A 19,725-nucleotide genomic window follows, 5' to 3' on the forward strand; every position below is an offset into this window, starting at 1 on the left:
TCCGTTACTTGCGTTCGTATGTATTTTACTCTAGGACCGCATTGCTTTACTCGCTTTCCCTCTGTTTTTACTCGTTCTCATTTGTTGACTACTCTCACTTTGGTATCAAATACTCTCACTCAGGATTTTTTTACCAATCGACCTTTCACTCCTCTTGTTTGTTTTGAAAATCCGTTGTACTATTAATTGTTTGCTTTGTACATAGAAATAGAAAGTTTGGTGGAATAAATGAATACAAAAGCATTATCACTTGCACTTTTCACTGTAGCTATTTGGGGGTCTTCTTTTGCGGCAATTAGCGCCAGTTTACAGGGTGGCTATTCTGCAGGTCATTTAATATTAGTACGATTTCTAATTGCTTCTATTATATTTCTAGTTATCGCACTTTGGCCTGGAGTTAAGTTTCAACTACCACAAAAGGAAGATATACTTAAAATAAGTCTTCTCGGTTTTATTGGGATTAATATATACCATCTTTGTGTTACATTCGGACAACTATCGATTTCTGCTGGGACCGCTGGTATGCTGATTGGTTCTGCTCCTATCTTCACAACAATTATTGCGATCATTGTTTTAAAAGAGCGTTTAGGCACAATTGGTTGGTTGGGTTTAGCATTTGGTTTTATCGGTATCATTCTAATTGCATTAGGCACAGGCGGAAGCTCTTTAAGTATTTCACCAGGTGTGTTTTTAGTTCTTATTGCTGCCTTTTCAACTGCAATCTTTTTTGTTTATCAAAAGCCTTTATTTAAAAAATATAGCGCTATTGAATTGACTGCTTATTTTACTTGGGTAGGAACTATTCCATTTTTGTTCTTTTCACCTGGACTTATCGAAGGAATTCAACAAGCGACATTAGAGGCTAATTTATCTGCCATTTATATAGGAATATTTCCTACTGCTATTGCATATTTAACTTGGGCTATGGCTTTGTCATATAGCGAAGCTAGCTCTGTTTCGAATTCTTTGTACCTCGAGCCGGTCGTTGCGATTATTGTGACATGGATATGGTTGCAGGAGCTTCCTTCGTCCCTTTCGATTGTCGGAGGATTCATAGCTATTTTGAGTGTCATCATTGTCAATATATTCGGTAAGAAAAATCAGCTAAAGCTTCCACAACAAGCTCCTATCTCTACCTATGATAAGATGGACATACTTTAACGGAAGGGAATGAAGATAGATGAAATCACCTTTTACTTTTAACCATACAGCTCCTAAAAACACTGACCAAAAACAACCAGCGTTATTTCTATTACATGGTATGGGTAGTAATGAAGCAGACCTACCACAGCTAGTGAAGGAATTCGAAGGCACACATCATATTTTTAGCTTACGTGGTCCAATCGTTCATAAACCCGGTTATGCATTTTTCCTGATTGAAGAAATCGGAAAGCCTGTGAGGGACGTTTTCGATCAGGTTGTAACGCATATTCAAGCATTTATTCGTGAAGCTATTGTCGAATACAACTTAGATCCGAATGACATTACATTACTAGGATTTAGTCAAGGAGCAATCCTTTCCCAAACAGTGGCACTAACAATGGGAGATGAAATTAGTAGAGTGGTTGCTTTAAGCGGATATATTCCTGCGTTTGTTAAAACGGAATATAGCAAGCGTAATATTGATCACTTATCCATCTTCATCTCACATGGTGATTATGACTATGTCATCCCATCACAATGGGGACTCGACAGTAAAGAGTTTTTTGAAGCTACGGGAGCGAAAGTGACTTTTAAAACGTATAACGAAGGGCACGGGGTGACTCCAGAGAACCATCGAGACTTAGTTGCATTTTTAAAAAACAAATAATTACTGAACAAGGCTAAAAATTATGTTAAGCGCACATATATTTTTCAGCCTTGTTTTTTATTTTTCATCAGAGTCAATTCGATATTACCTATTTAATTTTCAATCACACAAATATTTACTGTATTTCGTATTTTTTTATTCGTTTTAATAAGTTAATCCTGTTAATCGCAGCGGAAATGAGCGTTGTTTGGATTTCACACTGAAAATTATTCTTCTAGCTCGTAATTTACCCTATTCAACTTAATAGCAAATACTGAAAAATTCTGATAAAATTACACTATCCTTTGCATAACAATGCGTTGGTTTTTTTTGAAACTTATTAGATCGTTTCCTCGTATATATGGTAGGACTAAAATTGGAGGTAATAGAATGGGCATTAATTTAGTTAAGGGTCAAAAAATTGATTTAACAAAGGGCAGGTCTTCCCTATCAAGCGTTATGGTAGGACTAGGATGGGACCCTGTTGAAAAGAAAAAAAGTGGTGGATTTTTAGGCGGACTTTTAGGTGGTGGAGGCGGCGGAGCAGCCATTGATTGCGACGCATCTGTACTTCTTTTAGATGAAAAAGGTAAATTAGTATCTAAGCAACATGTTATATATTTTGGAAACAAAACAAGTCAAGATGGTAGCGTTGTCCACTCTGGTGATAATTTAACTGGAGACGGTGACGGTGATGACGAAGTGATTAACGTGAATCTAAGTGCTATTTCGCCATCTGTACATAGATTGGTGTTTGTAGTAAACATTTATCAAGCAAAACAAAGAAAACAAGACTTTGGTCTAATTCAAAATGCATTTATCCGTCTAGTGGATAATGGCACAAAAGAAGAGTTAGTACATTATAATTTAAGTGAAAGCTATGCTGGTAAAACCTCTCTAATTCCAGGAGAGCTATATCGAAATGGCTCTGATTGGAAGTTCTCTGCAGTTGGAGAAGGTACATTAGATCTTGATATCGGTTCAATCGCAAACAAATACTTATAAGGAGTGGTTATAAATGGGCATTAACTTATCAAAAGGACAAAAGGTAGATTTAACAAAAACGAATCCTGGTTTAGTAAACGTTACAGTTGGTCTAGGCTGGGATACAAATAAATACGATGGTGGTAAAGACTTCGACTTAGACTCATCTGTATTTCTATTAGGCAGTAACGGCAAATGTTCTTCAGAAGGTGACTTTGTATTCTATAACAACACTACAGGTGGTAATGGATCTGTTGTTCATACAGGAGATAACCGCACAGGTGATGGAGACGGAGATGACGAGCAAGTTAACGTGAATTTATCGACTGTACCAGCATCTGTAGATAAAATTGCATTTAGTATTACGATCCATGATGCAGAAGCGAGAGGTCAAAACTTTGGTCAAGTAAACAACTCATATGTACGTATTCTAAATGCGGACACACAAGAAGAGTTGATTCGCTATGATTTAGGTGAAGACTTCTCCATTGAAACTGCAGTCGTTGTTGGTGAACTATACCGCCATAATAACGAATGGAAATTTAATGCAATCGGAAGCGGATACCAAGGCGGTCTTGCTTCATTAGTTACAGATTTCGGCTTGAATTAATAACTTCTCACAAAAAGCAAGGGCATGCTTCCTTGCTTTTTGTTTTAGTATCTGAAGAAAGTAAGTGGTATTTGGGTATACCTAATAACTCCTTCTTCCTTCTTAGGAGTGGAAAATATGAGACAATTTAAAGGGGTTAGTGAGAAAGAGATTTATCGATTCTTTCATATACCACCTAGCGACTTTTCCAAAAACTTGGAAAGAAAAAAATTAGGGATGGCTATGGGAGCAGCTTTATACTTACCAGGTTCAATGCCCAATTTCATCGATAAACTACTAAACAAGCATTTGCAGAACTTAACTAGCACTATCATTTGTTTGGAGGATGCCGTTTCTGATTCAGACCTTTTAGAAGCAGAACAAAATGTAGTACAAGAAATAAAAAAGCTGGAGCAAAATAGCTCACTTACGAATGACATCCCTCTCCTATTTGTCCGAATTAGAAACGTTCAACATTTAGAAAAAATGGCTACTTTATTAGGAAGTACGATTCGATTTATTACAGGCTTCGTTTTTCCAAAATGCACTTCTCAGAATGCAGAAAGCTTTTTTTTATGTCTACAAAAATTAAACCTTCAACATGCTATTCAATTATATGCCTTACCCATTTTGGAAACGAAAGAAATTATTTATACAGAATTTAGAGAGCAAGAACTTTCTAAACTATATACGATTTTTAAGCAGTTTGAGGATCTTGTACTCACTATACGAGTTGGAGCGACAGATTTCACTAGCCTGTTTAGTCAAAGACGTCCTGGAAATAGAACAATCTATGATCTACTGCTAGTTACCAATTGTTTGACCGATATATTGAACAAATTTAATCGTAAAGAGGATAACTTTGTCGTTTCTGGACCTGTTTATGAGTATTTTGAATCCCAAGATTCTTTTCGGTTATTCACCGATGCAAATAGTATAGAATTCGTTTTATGGAATGAAGTTCAACTCGACGTTTTAAATGGCTTTTACGGGAAAACCTGTATTCACCCATCTCAAATTGACATTGTGAATAGTGGATATATTGTGCCTAAGGAGTTATTTGAAGACGCATGTTTAATCGTAGAAAATGGAGCAGAAACTAACGGTGTTTTGCGAAGTGCTGCTAGAAACAAAATGAATGAGGTTAAACCTCACTACAGCTGGGCGACGAAGATTATTGCCCAAGCAGAAATATATGGGGTGCTAAAAGAAAATGTTACATCACTCGACTTCCTTCAATACATCAAAAACCTATAGCTTACATGAAGATTTAAAGCTTGTTATCGATATTAGAAAGAATCCGTATAATTTATCACCAGATGCACTTTTCCAAATGGCCGTAAGAATAAATAAAAAACGTCAATTTTTATTCGTAAGTCGACTTCTTGGTAAGCATTTAGCGGTAGATCCGGCCATCTCCCTTGGGACAGGCACTATTTTAGCTTCTATGCTTATGGAGGATGAAGGTTTGGAAGGTCATCCATTAGTGAATGAACTCGTTCAGATGATCAATTCAGAAAAACCCGACCGAGAACTGAGTATGGAATCCTTAAAATTCAAGTCCACTTTACCAAATAACACAGTCTTCATAGGATTTGCTGAAACAGCAACAGGTCTTGGTCATGCAGTATTTCAACATTTCCAAAACGCTCATTATATTCATACAACAAGAGAAGAGATCCTACATATGGAACCTTCCTTTTATTTTGAAGAAGAGCATTCACACGCAACCTCTCACAGAGTCTATGCGCCTGAACAAACATTAACAGATGCTGACACGATTGTATTAATAGACGATGAAATAACGACTGGTCTTACTCTTTCCAATTTAATCGTTGCATTAAATGATGCTTTTCCTGGCAAAAGATATAAAATTTTATCCATATTGGACTGGAGAACAGAAGCACACCAACAAGATTTTATAGATTTGATGAATTCACATAATATTTCTGCTGAAATTATCACTATTATTAGTGGTCAATTTACACTACAAAATCAAGCAATAATCGAAGAAAAAGAAACTCCCTTTCTTAACAGTTCGCAAACATTCTCTGTATATACGGATGAACAATTATCTCAAGAAATAACTTCAAAGCACAGAAGTGAACATGCAAGCTATTGCAACTTCACAGGTAGATTCGGTTTAACAAGTGAGCTTCACGAAAAAATGGCTGATTGGATAGAAAGATTTATTAACAAACTCCCTCAGCTACAAAGAGATAAGCCAACTCTAATAATTGGTATCGGTGAAAACATCTATTTCCCGCTTAGATTCGCACTATCCTTTGGACCAAACACAAAAGTACAAACTACAACTAGAAGTCCAATATTAGCAAAAGCAGAAGAATCTTACCCTATACAGCATAAATGTAAATTTAAGCTGCCCGATTCCAATGGGATTGACCAATATTTATACAATCTAGCTGAAGTAGAGGCCGAACAAATTATCGTGATCTCAGAATCTGTTCAAGATTATGCTAGTTGGTCCCCCCTTCTTTCTTACTTAGAGAAGTTAGCACCTGTCTCTTGGGTGTCACTTACTCTACCAGAGAGAGGTGATAAAAATGAAGATTAATACAAAAGGGTTGGTTAAAACTAGCTACCCTGCAGATGATATCACCTTTTTGTTGAAGGATTTATCAGACGTTCAGATTGAGTCTTCTGTAGAATCTAGAGAACAGCTATTTCAAACAGGTAGTCATTACTCCGAAACCTTACCTATTGAAAAAAGACCGACCTCTGAATATACGGAGTTATATAACCAAGCTTTACTTGATTCGTCAGATCATATAGCGCGATTAGTTGGGATATTATGTAGAAGAGTTAGACGATATGCAGGTACGGATGACGTCGTGATTGTTTCCCTTGCACGTGCAGGAAGTCCAATTGGGATATTAATGAAACGGTACGCAGAAAAATATTTGAAACTTAATTGGCCCCACTTTAGTATATCTATACTAAGAGGAAAAGGAATCGATGAAAAGGCTGTTCGTACCATTAGAGAGCTATATCCGAAAAGCCATATTCAGTTCGTTGATGGGTGGACAGGAAAAGGTGCTATTCAAAACGAGCTTACGAAATCCATACAAAAGTTAAATGCAGCTTACGAATTGAGCTTAAATGATGACTTAGCCGTTTTAACTGATCCCGGCGAATGTGCAACATTATTTGCGACAAGAGAAGATTTCCTCATTCCAAACGCTTGCTTGAACTCGACAGTATCCGGTTTAGTAAGCCGCACTGTTCTGAACAATGCATTTCAAGATGCAGATGATTTCCACGGAGCTAAGTATTATGCGGAGCTAGAAGAAGTAGATGTATCCAATGAATTTATCGAAAATATATCCAGTCGATTTCATGAGCAGGAGCCTGTTATAAATAAGCTTTTTAAAGAATTTCCCGTAACAAACGAACGAACTTGGAGAGGCATGCAAGAAGTAGAATCCATTGCACGAAAATTCTATAAAACCGCTGATATTAGTAAAGTTAAGCCAAGTGTTGGAGAAACAACTAGAGTACTTTTAAGAAGAAAGCCTTATAAAATATTACTTAGTGATGATAAGCACCCATCCCTACGTCATATACTGCTGCTATGCAATGAAAAAAATATCCCTATCGAAGTTGTGCCTGGGCTCTTTTACCTTGCCATTGGACTGATAGAATCGGAGGATCGATTATGACCATCCTATTTGCAAGTGATTTAGATCGAACACTTATCTATAGTAAAAACTCACGAGGTCAAGAAGTGAGTGAAGAGGATTTTGCAGCTGTAGAATGGATCGATGAAAAACCGACTGCATTCATGACTCATAAAGGTCTTCAGCTGTTTCAACAAATTGCTTCTTCTATTTCCTTTGTGCCTGTTACAACCAGAACTGCAGAACAATACAATCGAGTTATAGGTCTATATCATAATGTAAAAAAACCTAAGTATGCGATTGTATCGAACGGCGCTGTCATTTTAGAGGACGGAAAGCCACTTGCAGAATGGTCCGATAAAGTAATCGCTCAGATGCAACAGAATAGCACTTCGATAGAGCATGTACTTCCACAATTGGATACCTATATAAAAAATAAATTTGTGCTCAAAGTACTGCAAGCCGAATCATGGTTTGTCTACTTAATCATTGATGAACAAGCATTTTCCATCGAGGATTTTGAAAAACTTTCCCAAATATTTTATCAGCAGGGCTTCACTCTCTCCCACCAAGGCAGAAAGGTATATATTATGCCTACTTGCATAAACAAATCGACTGCTCTTCAATTTGTAGCAGAGCGAATTGCGGCAACTACAGTTTATGCAGCTGGGGATTCCATGCTCGATTTTGATATGGTTTTAAATGCTGACCATGGCTTTATCCCTTCTCATGGAGAAGCAATCCATAAAGGCGGACACCTCCCCCCTAACATTTCTATCACAAAACGAGCTGGGGTCTTAGCAGGTGAAGAAATATTAAAAAAGGTTAGCGATTATTTGTTATAATATGTATGAACAGGAGGGAAAGCCCATGGTTAATTTAAATCCCATTAGGATAATGTCGTGGGATTCATCTAATACAGGTATATGGTTGAAAGATTCTTTAGGAGACCCTTCGCACGTAAATGTAGACGGAGAGAACTTAACGTATCCTCAATTAGTTTGCCAGTACATTGGCATGACCTTAGATGATGATGAATATTTCTCGATTCTGCATACACAAGTCAATGATTCCGCCGGAAAGCTAAGTATCCTGACTGGTGCACTTAATAAAGAAATTTCTGCCGAAAAACTAAGATCCATCCATCAATTATTTGATTTGCATAGAAAAGAAAAGGGGCTCTCCCCTAGTCGGATGGTTGCCTTTTTAGATGGCTATTCGTTATTACCAACATCAAAAGATCCTGGTTTAAATAGACGAATCAGAACAGTTTTGATTGATCTTTTGAAAAAGCTACAACAAAGTTATACGGAGGGTACTCTCCACCATGAATATCGACGAGTAACGACCGATCTCGTGAAATGGATCTTTAACCATGTCGAGCCTGCACTCAAAGAAATAGATTTCGTCCAGGGTCTTCCAGCTTTCCTTTGGTACGGTACTGCAACTCCTAGCGAAAAGTGGTTTCTTACATATTTAGCTGACTTTGGATTCCATGTGGTAATTTTCAATCCAACCGATGAACCTTGGCCAAAAACCTTCCTTTCAATTGAGGACGATCTTAGCTATCGTTTTCCAAAGGTTTCCCCGGATGTTAAACTATTACCAGATGAGATGCCTAAAATTGCGGGAACTGTTGCATTTAAGGCAACCCAGGAAATAAATGAGATTTTACATCATGATGATTCAGGTCTTTACAAGCCTTTCCAATTTAAATCATATTCTATCAACTCTATACGCTTGAAAACCACGGAGGATGAGGCTTTCTTAATCTCTAAAGAAAGAGCGATGATTCGTCCACATTTCCAGGTCAGCAACAAGCAAGTGACAATTCCAGTGGTTTTCGCGAAACTATTAGGTATTGACCGAAATAGAAAGCGTTTTTGGAATAATGTTCATTCGTTAACAGAACGAGATGACACCCATGTAATTCGCCAATTTCCTTTCACAAAAGAACAAAAAACGAATCCACTATTCCATTACCGAGATGCATTAAAAGCTGATGGTAAACTAGATCCTGAAAAGATGAGAACAGCCAATTGGTGGACGTACGATATGCTTCCACTTGGGACGCAAACTGTAATTGGTGAGACAATCGCTAAGCATGTTAATGAGCCTATACTCATCCGACAGTCCAATGAAACAATAGAAGACTTGCAGTTATATGTATTCGCACAATCGATGGTTTTACCTAATTTTGTTATTCGTCTTTTACAAACATTCGATTACCCTCAATTTGTTCCTACGATATTTATTTACAACGAGGAAAAAGGTCCTGAACTATCAAGAGCTGATGCGAACGCACTTTGTATGATGCATCATCTAGGATTAGATATTATTATCGTCAATCCGAAAGGACATCTTGATATAGAGAAATGGGTACAAGAAGGCACCTTCGATATTCACTTTATGGACGATCGAAGCTTTAATGAACCTTTTAAAGAACCAAGTGTAGTTCAGAAGATTTTCAAAAAATTTCTATAGAAATAGGGGGAAAAATAGTGGAGTTACAAAAATTAGAAATTGAACAACAAGAGCAGTTGATGGAAGAAAGCAATGATTTAAAAGCAAAGCTAAAACGTGATCCACAAGTATTACAGCTGGTCGCAAAAATTGACCCAAAAAACCAGGTTGGATTATTAGAATTTGGTCGTGAGCCAGCAGATGAAATCTCCAAGTTTACTGGTCAGATTTTAAATACAATCAAGTCTAGCAGTATGGAAGAGTCGAGTGAACTATTAAAGCAGCTAGGCAAGATTATGGATAAATTCGATAAAAAAGACTTTGTTCAAAAGCCATCTCTCTTCGGTAAAATCTTCAAACAAGGCGAAAAATTAATTGAAAAGCTGTTCAATAAGTACCAAACAATGGGTGGCGAAATCGATAAAGTATTTGTAGAAATAACAAAATATGAAACAGAGATGAAAAAGTCTACTACTACATTAGAAAATTTGTACGACCAAAATTTTAATTACTTTATGGAATTAGAAAAGTATATTGTAGCTGGCGAACTAAAGGTCAATCAGTTAAGACAACTTGTGCCTAACCTACAGCAAAAAGCTGAAAATGGAGACCAATTAGTACTGATGGAACTGAACTCTCTCCAAAATGCGATTGAGCTATTAGATCAACGTATTTATGATTTAGAAATGGCAAAACAGGTAGCCTACCAGTCAGCTCCACAAATTAGAATGCTACAACGAGGTAATACAAAGCTAATTGGTAAGATAAATTCAGCATTTGTAACGACTATTCCTATTTTTAAAACTGGACTGATCAATGCAATTTCCGCAAAAAGACAAAATCTTGTTGCACAGTCGATGAGCGAGCTAGATCGCAGAACAAACGAGATGCTACTTCGCAATGCCAATGACATCTCCAAGCAAAGCGTTGACATTGCAAGAATGTCCGGACAGCCAAGTATTAAAATTGAAACAATTGAGCAAACGTGGGATACGATTATGCGTGGGATGACTGAAACTAAAGCGATTGAAGAAGAAAATCGTAAAATGAGAGAACAAGGTCGCCTTCGTTTAGAAGAATTACAAAAGAAATATGAAGATGGTCAAAGAAAGTAATTTAAAATGGATGAGGGGGAAACATAATGTCAGTTATTAACCTATCAAAAGGGCAAAAAATTGATTTAACGAAAACGAATCCAGGATTAAAAAATGTCTTAGTTGGATTAGGTTGGGATACGAATAGATATAGTGGTGGAGAAGACTTTGATTTAGATGCTTCCGCTTTTATCGTAGACGCAAACGGAAAAGCCTTCAACGAAAAAAGCTTTATCTTTTATAATAATCTCCAAAGTGAAGAAGGTTCAGTTATCCACACTGGGGATAACCGTACGGGAGATGGTGACGGTGATGATGAGCAACTGCTCGTTAAGTTACCAATTGTTCCGAACAATGTGCAAAAAGTTGTTTTCACTGTTACCATTCACGATGCGGATCAACGAAAACAAAATTTCGGTCAAGTATCAAATGCTTTCATACGTATTGTTAATGAAGATACAAATGAAGAAATTGTCCGCTATGACCTTGGTGAGGACTTCTCAATCGAAACGGCACTTGTAGTAGGAGAAATATACCGTCACAATAATGAGTGGAAATTCAATGCAATAGGAAGCGGATTCCAAGGCGGTTTAGCTTCTCTTATTACTGAATTTGGATTGAGCTAACCACCTATCCTAAAAAATCCCGAGTGTTCAAAAACACTCGGGATTTTTTATTATTAGTTCTTATTTAACCCGTATATCTCTCATGATAACTCCACTCTTCGGAATACTCGGCATCGTCACTAAACTATAGCTCAAATCCTGTTCTGGGAGCTGATACATTATGTTATTAACTAAAAAATTAAGCGATACCTCCATTATTTCTATAGTGACAAATTCTCCAGCACAGCGGTGGCCCATCATATAATCTCCTCCACCCTGTGGGATGAAATCGAATGGACTTTTATCCCATCCAGAAAACCTATATGGATTAAATATATCAGGGTTATCCCACAATTCCGTATCATGATTTGTTCCATACAAATCAAGTAACGTTAACGTCCCTTCCTTGAACAAATAGCCCTCCCAACTAAAGTCTTTTCTTACTTTAGCTGCAGCCATTGGAAAAAATGGATAAAATCGACGAACTTCTTGTACGAACATTTGAAAGTATTTAGCATCGGCAGTTTCGAGCTTTTCTTTCTGCTCAGGATAATGATGAATTGCGAGTGCAGTAAAGTTAATATAAATAGCAATTGCCACAATAGGTCTTAAAATATTGATGACTTCGACGGCAGCTACTCTTCCCTCTAAATACTCCCCTTCCAAATCTTTGTGCAAGGAAATTTCATGCAAGGCTGTACCTTCAGCAGGATTTAGATGCCCTTCCCTAACTTGGTCTACTAAACCTTCTACCCACTTTTCTACTTGTTTACGGGCACGCCTCCCTTTCCAATGTTGAGGCCCTAGAGCAGTTGGCGATTCAAACATAGCAGCTAACTGCTCCGCTAGTTCTTTTATCTCCCCTTCCTCAACAGGCACACCTGCCCATACGCAAGCTATTCTACACATAATTTCTTTTGCCTCATCATACAAAACAATTTGTTCCATCTGTTCCCATTTCCTTGTAGCTAGCCGCCATTGTTTTTCAGTAATATCTTGCAATGCTTCTAGACGACTTTTCGTCATCAATGCCATAAACATAGACTTACGATGACGATGTGCTGCATCATCTAAAGTTTGGACTCCTTCCTCTCCAAACAAAGTCTTTTGCAACCGTTTCGGTGCTACACCATTTCGCATAAATTTCTCTTCATCGTAAAATATTTCCGCTGCTTTTTCACCACTCATACAGATTGCATTTTGTCCCAATAAACGAGTTTCAAATACATTAGAGGCAAAGCTTTTCTTTCTATTTGGAATATACATATATCCTTCTCTTAATAAATTCAGACTGTGGTCCAGCCCTTCCTCACGTGGAAATTGATTCATCATGTCTATACACCCTTCCTCTTAGAACTTTCCTCCTCATCTTTTCCCTTCAGATACTGATTAAAACTTATCAACACACAAAAATCCCATCCACAATGGATGGGATTTACTAATTTTTATAGTTAAGCGATCATCTGACGGCATACTTCTGCACATTTACGGCAAGCCTCTGCACAGTGTTTACAGTGTTCATGGTCGTGTTTTGCACATTCCTCTGCACAATCGTCGCAAATTCTTGCACAAAAATCACAAATTTCTTTAACAAATGGACTTTTCCGAGTCATTGCCTGTATAGCATAACTACAAATATCTGCACATTCTCGATCTAGGCTAATACAACCAGCCATCATTTTTACGTGTTCTTCCTTTAGACACGCTTGAAAACAGTTATTACAAGCCTCTAAACAGTCTTGACATGCCTTTAGACACTCTTCATAAGACATTTGCAAAATTATTCCCTCACTTTCCATAAACTTATATAACTTAATATTCCCTGAAAATTAGCGATTAAACGAGTTTATAGAAATTTGGAATGTTATTCTTGCCTGAAAACTCCGGCAATAGATGCACAAGTGAAGCTAGTATTCCTTGCGCCATCACGGAATCCTAACTAGCGAGGTCTGGTATTAGAAATTTTCCAGTATAATTTACTACTTTTGGTTTAGACTATTTCATTTAAATAAAATTATTTTATAACCTATTTAGTCCAATTCTTCACTTACTCCTAGATTATTAATTATTGATATAATGGAGCCACATTAAGGTTCGAAAGGTGGGATTAATTTGTCTAAAGAATCTATTTTAATCGTAGAAGATGAAGAAAAAATAGTAAGGCTACTAGAAATTGAATTAGAATATGAAGGCTATAAAACGAGTAAGGCCTTGGATGGAATTGATGCTTTTGAAATGTTCCTGTCACAGAAATGGGATTTGATCTTACTGGATGTGATGCTTCCAGGTATGAGTGGTATTGAATTACTACGACGAATTCGAGGGAAAAATTCCACGGTTCCCATTATTTTATTGACCGCTAAAGATTCTATCGAAGACAAAGTTTCTGGTCTTGACCTCGGTGCCAATGACTACATAACTAAGCCTTTTAGAATGGAAGAATTGCTTGCGAGAATTCGTGCTGTTTTAAGGATGAGCCAAGCTACGCTTCCAGCAGCCGAAGTAGACGAAGAGTGGCTTAAGTTTAATGATCTACGAGTGAATGAAAAAACCAGAGAAGTTGTTAGACATAATCACGAGGTTAGTTTGACTCCAAAGGAGTATGATTTACTTTTATATTTATTGAAAAATAAAAGACAGGTTTTGGATAGAGGTCAAATTTTGGAAGCAGTTTGGGGCTATGACTACTATGGGGATACCAAAATTGTCGACGTATATATTCGATATCTTCGTAAAAAAATCGATGCAGATTATGAGGATGCACTCATTCATACAGTTAGAGGCGTAGGCTACGTCTTGAAGGATGCGACATGAAGCTTCGCAGTAAAATAAGGTTATATACGTCGGTATTATTTATCGCATTGCTTATTATCATGAACGCTTCTATCTATTTTGTATTCAGTCATCTCATGAAAGAAAATGAATTAGAGCGGGCACAAGCAGAAGTCGAAAAAGTTTCCATCATAATCGGTAGAGCAGCTGACCGGATAGCACCAAGCGATCTATTAAGAGCTAACGTACCAGTGGACGGCATGATTCAATTACTAAAAAAGGATTTAACGAGTGATGGGAAAATCACCTCCCCTTCTGAAGTTAAACTTGGTGCACGAACAAGCAGCTTTTACCAAGGAGAAGTTCGAGAATTGCTAACATATAAAGGAACACCATATGTTTTCATCTCCGTTCCGATTGTGTGGAGAGACGGATCAGTTGTAAATTTACAAGTGACCAATAGTATTGAGTCCACTGACGAGATGATAAATATTTTAGCAATCGTTTTAATTGTTATTACCGTTATTATCATGGTTCCTACTCTTATTTCTAGTCGTATTCTGAGCAACCTAATTATCCAGCCAATTCGCACGATGATTAATACGATGAAGGATATTCAAAAAAGCGGCCAATTTAAACAGTTAAAGCTTGAGGATACTACTGAGGGAGAGCTAGTTGAGATGGGCGAAACTTTCAATCATATGATGTCATTGCTTCAAACAAACTATGAAAAGCAGGAGCAATTTGTCTCCAATGCATCGCATGAGCTTCGAACTCCTTTGACTATAATTGAAAACTATGCTGATCTGTTGAAGCGACGAGGTTTGGAGCGACCGGATTTGTTTGAAGAATCTATTGATGCCATCCACTCAGAAGCTATACGAATGCGAGAAATGACAGAGCAGCTATTGTCTATAGCGCGACAGGATCAATGGAATATCCAAATGGAGCAAATAAATATTACCCAGCTTGTCGAGGAAACAGCAAATACTTTCCAAACTACTTATCAACGAGATATGAATATCCAGGGGAACAAGCAAATAATGGGCTATACGGACATTCAAAAGCTAAAGCAATTACTATTCATCTTTTTAGACAATGCACTTAAGTATAGCGATGGTCCGATTACTATACATGTTGGGCAGACAGAAAAAGAAACTGCTATCCAAATTGAGGATAGTGGAATTGGCATCTCTAAAGAGGATCTTCCGAAAGTGTTTGACCGATTTTACCGAGTAGATCAGGCGAGAAGTCGAAAGAAAGGTGGATCAGGTCTTGGCTTAACAATGGCAAAAGATATTGCAGATGCCCTCGGTGCACGCATCGAACTAAGTAGTAAGGAAAACGAGGGAACAATTGTGACGCTTTACTTGCAAAAAGAAAAATAGTCTTTCTCCCCGAATTCTTACTTTCACAATGTATACTATAGCAACAGACTGAACCATGAGGTGACATATGAGGAAAATAAATAAGTCCGGTAAAATAATCGGAGGAATTATACTAATAGTTTTGCTCACATTTGGTATGTTAATGCTATTTCCTACTACAAAGGTTCTCACAGACGAGGAATTAAAAGCAACTGCGCTTATCAAATATCCAGGGGAAATCATCTATGCAGCGAAATCTGGAAACGAGTATGAAATCGAACTGCAAATGGAAAATGGAATTTACGCTATTAAGATGGATACCAAAACCGGAAATATCCTATCTTTAGAACAAATGAAAACAAAGGAAGTCTCCCCTTCTGTGGATAAACTTACGGAAGATCAAATAAAAAAAGAAATTGCAGCACAAGGCGAACTTCAATCCATTAAGTTAATAAATGATGCAGATATCTCTTACTATGAAGCGGTTGTTCATAAAGGAAATATAATGTCCACTTTAAAGGTGGACCCGTATAACGGTGCCATAATTGATACAACTCAGTCTACAATTGAATCCCCTGTAACGCAGGAAAATACGCTCCTTTCTGAGCAAGAGGCGCTAAAAATCGCAGCAAATCATTTAAAAGGTGTAGCTGATGACGATGCAGAGCTTCATCAGCCATCTGGTCAAACTCCCTATTATTTAGTGGAAGTGGAGATTGAAAATGGTGAAAATGATCGTGAAGCAGTGGTCGAAGTGGATGCATATACCGGTACGGTGAAATCAGTAAATTGGGAGGACTAAGAAGCGGTCCGCAATCAGGTTGGTCGTGGCTACTATCACGATCAACCTTTTATATTGGACCTTACTCTCGCTCAAGTGTTATTTACTCTCGGACAGCTATCGTTTACTATCGTTCATTCTATTTTACTCGCGCTTTAGCTTTATTTACTCTCTTTTAAGTTGCTATTACTCGCGAACAGAAGATTTCCTCCACTCTCTCTATAGTTTGTTTTAATTCTATCCAAATTTTAACCTTCCCCTCCCCATCCTTTCTTTTTAGCTGTATATAGTAGTACATGTAAGCAAAACAAAACTTAGGAGGAGAAAAAATGAAAAAAATATTAATTGGTTCATTAACAGCAGCACTAGTGATTAGCGGAGGAATTGGGATTAGTGCTTTGGCAGATAACGATAATGTAAACTTAAGTAAAACTCAAAGTGCAAAATTAATTGGTATTGAAAAAGCGAAAGAAATAGCATTAAAAGAAGTTAAAGGGACACTTGAAAGTGTAGAGTTGGAAAAAGATAATGGCAAAACATTTTATGAAGTAGATATAGACGGAGAAAAGTCAAAAGAATACGAAGTGCGTGTAGATGCTTATAATGCAAAAGTATTGAACGTAAGAGAAGATAACGATGATCAAGATGATCACGACGAAAATGAAAAAGTAGCTGCGAATACTAAACTCATCACAGAAGCTAAAGCAATTGAAATTGCTCAAAAACAAATCAAGGGCACCGTATTAGAAATCGAATTAGATTCCGATGATGGTCGATACGAATATGAAATAGAGCTTCGCACAGCTAAAGGTGATGCAGAGTTCACAATCGATGCAAGCACAGGAAAAATTCTTGAGAATGAACTTGATAATGACGACGATAATGATGACGATTAATATATAAATTGCTAGTCGCTTGATGTACACATCAAGCGACTTTTTAGATGTGTTAGAAATGGGTATGGTAGAGTTAAGAAAGGTATTCTATAATATTGGCATTATTTTCGAAAGGATGATTCGATGAAAAAGCAATATTACGTGAATGGTGAGTGGAAATCTACTACTGAGTATGCAGATTTACTTTCTCCACATACAAAGGAAGTCATCGCACAGATTCCACAAGCAACTCATGAAGAAGTAGAAGCTGCTATTGACATTGCACATGAAACAAGAAAACAAATGGCCGCTTTAACTGCATATGAACGGGCTAACATTTTAGAGCATATCACCCAATTGTTTATCGAAAATCGTAAGAAAGCTGCAGAAATTATTTCATTAGAAGCTGCAAAGCCAATTAAATATGCATTAGCAGAAATTGATCGCACAATTGAAACATACAAATTCGCTGCAGAGGAAGCTAAACGAATAACGGGTGAAATGATTCCGATGGACGCAGCAAAAAATGGAGCAAACCGTTTTGGTTATACTATTGAACAACCAATAGGTGTTATTGGAGCCATTACACCTTTTAACTTCCCTCAAAATTTAGTAGCACATAAAGTTGGTCCAGCAATAGCTGCGGGTAATACAATTGTATTAAAACCTGCATCACAGACTCCCCTTTCTGCGCTATTTTTAGCGGAGTTAATCGATCAAACGGAATTGCCAAAAGGTGTATTCAATGTGGTGACAGGTAGCGGAAAAACTGTTGGGGATGCATTAGTAAAAAGCGATAAAGTAAAAATGATTACATTTACCGGTAGTCCTGCCGTTGGAAAGGGTATTCGAGATAGTGCAGGCTTGAAAAAATTAGCCCTCGAGCTTGGTTCCAACTCAGGCTTGATAATCGATAAAAATGTAGATTTAGCTCAAATTGTCCCCAAATGCGTAATGGGTGCATTTTCTAACCAAGGTCAGATATGTATCTCTTTACAGCGCACATATGTAATGGATGAAGTATACGAAGAATTTCTAGAGCAATTCTCTACTTTAACAAATAAGCTTGTAATTGGGCACCCGGATGATGAATCTACAGAGATTTCTGCTATGATTCATCCTGACGAACAAGAACGTGCACTAAGCTGGGTAAAAGAAGCAGTCGAGCAAGGCTCTAATATTGTTTCTGGAGGTACAATTGAAAAGGGTATATTCTTACCTACTATTTTAACGAATGTGTCTGCAACTTCTAAAGTTTCCTGTCAGGAAGTCTTCGCACCAATCGTTTTAGTGAATCGCATCTCTTCAATCGATGAAGGTATTGCAGCCATCAATGATTCCGATTTCGGCTTACAGGCAGGGATTTTCACCAATGATATACTAACAGCTTTTAAAGCTTCTAAAGAGTTAGAAGTTGGTGGAGTCATGATTAATGATATTCCTACCTACCGCGTAGACCAAATGCCATATGGTGGTGTGAAAGATAGTGGTACTGGCAAAGAAGGTTTAAAATATACTATTCATGAAATGACCGAAACAAAGCTTGTTGTGTGGAACCAGCAATAAATATATATTCAAAATAGATAACAATAATATTAAACTGACAAACCCAACACCATACTTACCAGAAAAAAAGGAGCCATACTATGGCCCCTTTTTTTCATGTTCTCCCCTAAATTTCTGAATTATTAAAGTACATGTAACTATATTAAGTATCTTGAGTTTGAGACGATAGTATTAAAGTGCATTAATTATTTATCATTAGGAGTGTCTTTATGAAGAAAAGTATTATGTTTATATTATTCATATCTTTATTAATTATTACGGGGTGTACTGAGAAGGAAACCACTACCGAAACCGATCACATAAAAGTCGGAATCATGCTTTCCGATGCAGGACTTGGAGATCAATCATTTTCCGATTTAGGGTTCCAAGGCCTAGAAAAAGCCCGTGACGAGCTTAATATTTCATTTGATTATCGAGAAATTGCAGATACCAAGACGTATGCAAAAGGTATTGAGGAGCTAGTTAAAACGGATAACGACCTAATAATTGGTCTTGGTTTTTCTATTCAAAAAGATTTAGAAACAATTGCTAAAAAATATCCCAAAAAGTCATTTTTACTAGTAGATGCACAATCTGATTTACCAAATGTATACACCGTTACATTCAAAGAAGAAGAGGCCTCGTTCTTATTAGGTGCTATTGCCGGTATGAAAACTACCAGTAACGTTGTTGGATTTGTCGGGGGTGATGATGTCCCTCTTATTCAAAAGTTTGAAAAAGGTTTTGCGGCTGGTGTTAAATCGGAAAATCCAGAGGCTACTGTGTTGTCAACTTATGCAGGTGACTTTGGTAATGACAAATTAGGTGAAAATATCGCTAAAGAAATGATTGCTTCCAAAGCGGACTTTATATATCCTGCTGCAGGGTTTACAGGAGTTGGGGTTATCAATGAAACGCAGCGCTCCGGTATTTATTCATTTGGAGTGGATAGCGACCAATTTTATTTGGCAGAAAAAGCTGTCGTCTCTTCTATGCTTAAACAAGTGGACGTCGCTATTTTTAATACTATTCAACAATTGGTTGAAACCGGTGAAATATCTGAAAAAAATCAAGTATTAGGTATAAAAGAAAATGGTGTAAGTATAGCACCTATTCGTGTACTCAAGCTCTCTCCTGCCGAAACAAATCGCTTAGAGAAGCTACAAGAAGATATTGCAGGTGGCTCCATTACAATATTAAAATAAGAAATTAGGTGACTAGAA

19 protein-coding genes are annotated in these 19,725 nt (G+C 37.2%); 17 read left to right on the plus strand and 2 right to left on the minus strand.

Going from position 1 to position 19,725, the window contains the following annotated elements:
* The first annotated feature begins 228 nt into the window (after nucleotides 1-228).
* The 11 genes from BLR36_RS11335 (at nucleotide 229) to BLR36_RS11385 (ending at nucleotide 11,183) form a co-directional block, all read left to right on the plus strand.
* Nucleotides 229-1,161: a DMT family transporter gene (locus tag BLR36_RS11335; RefSeq protein WP_093061857.1), complete on the plus strand. Its 933-nt coding sequence runs from the start codon at nucleotides 229-231 to the stop codon at nucleotides 1,159-1,161.
* A gap of 19 nt (nucleotides 1,162-1,180) precedes the next feature.
* Nucleotides 1,181-1,810: an alpha/beta hydrolase gene (locus BLR36_RS11340; protein ID WP_093061858.1), complete on the plus strand. Its 630-nt coding sequence runs from the start codon at nucleotides 1,181-1,183 to the stop codon at nucleotides 1,808-1,810.
* 369 nt (nucleotides 1,811-2,179) lie between these two features.
* Complete coding sequence (locus BLR36_RS11345; RefSeq protein WP_093061859.1) at nucleotides 2,180-2,794, plus strand: TerD family protein; 615 nt, start codon at nucleotides 2,180-2,182, stop codon at nucleotides 2,792-2,794.
* Between the two features lie 13 nt (nucleotides 2,795-2,807).
* Nucleotides 2,808-3,383, plus strand: coding sequence for a TerD family protein (locus BLR36_RS11350; RefSeq protein ID WP_093061860.1), 576 nt, complete (start codon nucleotides 2,808-2,810; stop codon nucleotides 3,381-3,383).
* A gap of 117 nt (nucleotides 3,384-3,500) precedes the next feature.
* Nucleotides 3,501-4,619: an HpcH/HpaI aldolase/citrate lyase family protein gene (locus BLR36_RS11355; RefSeq protein WP_093061861.1), complete on the plus strand. Its 1,119-nt coding sequence runs from the start codon at nucleotides 3,501-3,503 to the stop codon at nucleotides 4,617-4,619.
* Nucleotides 4,576-5,937: a phosphoribosyltransferase domain-containing protein gene (locus BLR36_RS11360; RefSeq protein WP_254771391.1), complete on the plus strand. Its 1,362-nt coding sequence runs from the start codon at nucleotides 4,576-4,578 to the stop codon at nucleotides 5,935-5,937. The genes BLR36_RS11355 and BLR36_RS11360 overlap by 44 nt, the downstream gene beginning before the upstream one ends.
* Nucleotides 5,927-7,042 carry a cysteine protease StiP family protein gene (locus BLR36_RS11365; RefSeq protein ID WP_175454056.1) on the plus strand — a complete coding sequence of 372 codons (1,116 nt, stop codon included), beginning with the start codon at nucleotides 5,927-5,929 and terminating at the stop codon, nucleotides 7,040-7,042. The genes BLR36_RS11360 and BLR36_RS11365 overlap by 11 nt, the downstream gene beginning before the upstream one ends.
* Nucleotides 7,039-7,845: an HAD family hydrolase gene (locus tag BLR36_RS11370; protein WP_093061862.1), complete on the plus strand. Its 807-nt coding sequence runs from the start codon at nucleotides 7,039-7,041 to the stop codon at nucleotides 7,843-7,845. Before BLR36_RS11365 ends, BLR36_RS11370 begins: the two co-directional genes overlap by 4 nt.
* Nucleotides 7,846-7,870: 25 nt before the next feature.
* Nucleotides 7,871-9,484 carry a YceG family protein gene (locus tag BLR36_RS11375; protein ID WP_093061863.1) on the plus strand — a complete coding sequence of 538 codons (1,614 nt, stop codon included), beginning with the start codon at nucleotides 7,871-7,873 and terminating at the stop codon, nucleotides 9,482-9,484.
* Between the two features lie 59 nt (nucleotides 9,485-9,543).
* The gene (locus tag BLR36_RS11380; protein WP_093062045.1) at nucleotides 9,544-10,578 is read left to right on the plus strand and encodes a toxic anion resistance protein; all 1,035 of its coding nucleotides are present in this window, start codon (nucleotides 9,544-9,546) and stop codon (nucleotides 10,576-10,578) included.
* 26 nt (nucleotides 10,579-10,604) lie between these two features.
* Entirely contained in the window at nucleotides 10,605-11,183 is a 579-nt protein-coding gene (locus BLR36_RS11385) for a TerD family protein (protein ID WP_093061864.1), read from the plus strand.
* Between the two features lie 60 nt (nucleotides 11,184-11,243).
* On the opposite strand, the gene BLR36_RS11390 is transcribed toward BLR36_RS11385, so the two are convergent.
* Both BLR36_RS11390 and BLR36_RS11395 read right to left on the minus strand, forming a co-directional pair.
* Nucleotides 11,244-12,494, minus strand: a complete 1,251-nt coding sequence (locus tag BLR36_RS11390) for a cytochrome P450 (RefSeq protein WP_093061865.1) — start codon at nucleotides 12,492-12,494, stop codon at nucleotides 11,244-11,246.
* Nucleotides 12,495-12,613: 119 nt separating this feature from the next.
* Nucleotides 12,614-12,940 (minus strand): four-helix bundle copper-binding protein, encoded by a 327-nt coding sequence (locus tag BLR36_RS11395; protein WP_175454057.1) that lies wholly within the window; start codon nucleotides 12,938-12,940, stop codon nucleotides 12,614-12,616.
* A gap of 334 nt (nucleotides 12,941-13,274) precedes the next feature.
* On the opposite strand from BLR36_RS11395, the gene BLR36_RS11400 reads away from it, so the two are divergent.
* The 6 genes from BLR36_RS11400 (at nucleotide 13,275) to BLR36_RS11425 (ending at nucleotide 19,707) form a co-directional block, all read left to right on the plus strand.
* Nucleotides 13,275-13,976: a response regulator transcription factor gene (locus tag BLR36_RS11400; RefSeq protein WP_093061866.1), complete on the plus strand. Its 702-nt coding sequence runs from the start codon at nucleotides 13,275-13,277 to the stop codon at nucleotides 13,974-13,976.
* Entirely contained in the window at nucleotides 13,973-15,322 is a 1,350-nt protein-coding gene (locus BLR36_RS11405) for a sensor histidine kinase (protein WP_093061867.1), read from the plus strand. The genes BLR36_RS11400 and BLR36_RS11405 overlap by 4 nt, the downstream gene beginning before the upstream one ends.
* 67 nt (nucleotides 15,323-15,389) lie before the next feature.
* Nucleotides 15,390-16,103 (plus strand): PepSY domain-containing protein, encoded by a 714-nt coding sequence (locus tag BLR36_RS11410; RefSeq protein WP_093061868.1) that lies wholly within the window; start codon nucleotides 15,390-15,392, stop codon nucleotides 16,101-16,103.
* Between the two features lie 308 nt (nucleotides 16,104-16,411).
* A complete protein-coding gene (locus tag BLR36_RS11415; RefSeq protein WP_093061869.1) occupies nucleotides 16,412-16,978 on the plus strand; it encodes a PepSY domain-containing protein in 567 nt (188 codons plus the stop codon).
* A gap of 123 nt (nucleotides 16,979-17,101) precedes the next feature.
* The gene (locus BLR36_RS11420; protein ID WP_093061870.1) at nucleotides 17,102-18,523 is read left to right on the plus strand and encodes an aldehyde dehydrogenase family protein; all 1,422 of its coding nucleotides are present in this window, start codon (nucleotides 17,102-17,104) and stop codon (nucleotides 18,521-18,523) included.
* A 209-nt stretch (nucleotides 18,524-18,732) separates the two neighbouring features.
* Complete coding sequence (locus tag BLR36_RS11425; RefSeq protein ID WP_093061871.1) at nucleotides 18,733-19,707, plus strand: BMP family lipoprotein; 975 nt, start codon at nucleotides 18,733-18,735, stop codon at nucleotides 19,705-19,707.
* Nucleotides 19,708-19,725: the final 18 nt, after the last annotated feature.

This window comes from Psychrobacillus sp. OK028 (assembly GCF_900103605.1).
In the GTDB taxonomy this organism is placed as follows: domain Bacteria; phylum Bacillota; class Bacilli; order Bacillales_A; family Planococcaceae; genus Psychrobacillus.

Excerpts from the sequence above, each read along its gene's own strand:
- BLR36_RS11335 (WP_093061857.1), top strand. The coding sequence starts at position 229 with ATGAATACAAAAGCATTATCACTTGCACTTTTCACTGTAGCTATTTGG.
- BLR36_RS11340 (WP_093061858.1), top strand. The coding sequence starts at position 1,181 with ATGAAATCACCTTTTACTTTTAACCATACAGCTCCTAAAAACACTGAC.
- BLR36_RS11345 (WP_093061859.1), top strand. The coding sequence starts at position 2,180 with ATGGGCATTAATTTAGTTAAGGGTCAAAAAATTGATTTAACAAAGGGC.
- BLR36_RS11350 (WP_093061860.1), top strand. The coding sequence starts at position 2,808 with ATGGGCATTAACTTATCAAAAGGACAAAAGGTAGATTTAACAAAAACG.
- BLR36_RS11355 (WP_093061861.1), top strand. The coding sequence starts at position 3,501 with ATGAGACAATTTAAAGGGGTTAGTGAGAAAGAGATTTATCGATTCTTT.
- BLR36_RS11360 (WP_254771391.1), top strand. The coding sequence starts at position 4,576 with ATGTTACATCACTCGACTTCCTTCAATACATCAAAAACCTATAGCTTA.
- BLR36_RS11365 (WP_175454056.1), top strand. The coding sequence starts at position 5,927 with ATGAAGATTAATACAAAAGGGTTGGTTAAAACTAGCTACCCTGCAGAT.
- BLR36_RS11370 (WP_093061862.1), top strand. The coding sequence starts at position 7,039 with ATGACCATCCTATTTGCAAGTGATTTAGATCGAACACTTATCTATAGT.
- BLR36_RS11375 (WP_093061863.1), top strand. The coding sequence starts at position 7,871 with ATGGTTAATTTAAATCCCATTAGGATAATGTCGTGGGATTCATCTAAT.
- BLR36_RS11380 (WP_093062045.1), top strand. The coding sequence starts at position 9,544 with ATGGAAGAAAGCAATGATTTAAAAGCAAAGCTAAAACGTGATCCACAA.
- BLR36_RS11385 (WP_093061864.1), top strand. The coding sequence starts at position 10,605 with ATGTCAGTTATTAACCTATCAAAAGGGCAAAAAATTGATTTAACGAAA.
- BLR36_RS11390 (WP_093061865.1), bottom strand. The coding sequence starts at position 12,494 with ATGATGAATCAATTTCCACGTGAGGAAGGGCTGGACCACAGTCTGAAT.
- BLR36_RS11405 (WP_093061867.1), top strand. The coding sequence starts at position 13,973 with ATGAAGCTTCGCAGTAAAATAAGGTTATATACGTCGGTATTATTTATC.
- BLR36_RS11410 (WP_093061868.1), top strand. The coding sequence starts at position 15,390 with ATGAGGAAAATAAATAAGTCCGGTAAAATAATCGGAGGAATTATACTA.
- BLR36_RS11415 (WP_093061869.1), top strand. The coding sequence starts at position 16,412 with ATGAAAAAAATATTAATTGGTTCATTAACAGCAGCACTAGTGATTAGC.
- BLR36_RS11420 (WP_093061870.1), top strand. The coding sequence starts at position 17,102 with ATGAAAAAGCAATATTACGTGAATGGTGAGTGGAAATCTACTACTGAG.
- BLR36_RS11425 (WP_093061871.1), top strand. The coding sequence starts at position 18,733 with ATGAAGAAAAGTATTATGTTTATATTATTCATATCTTTATTAATTATT.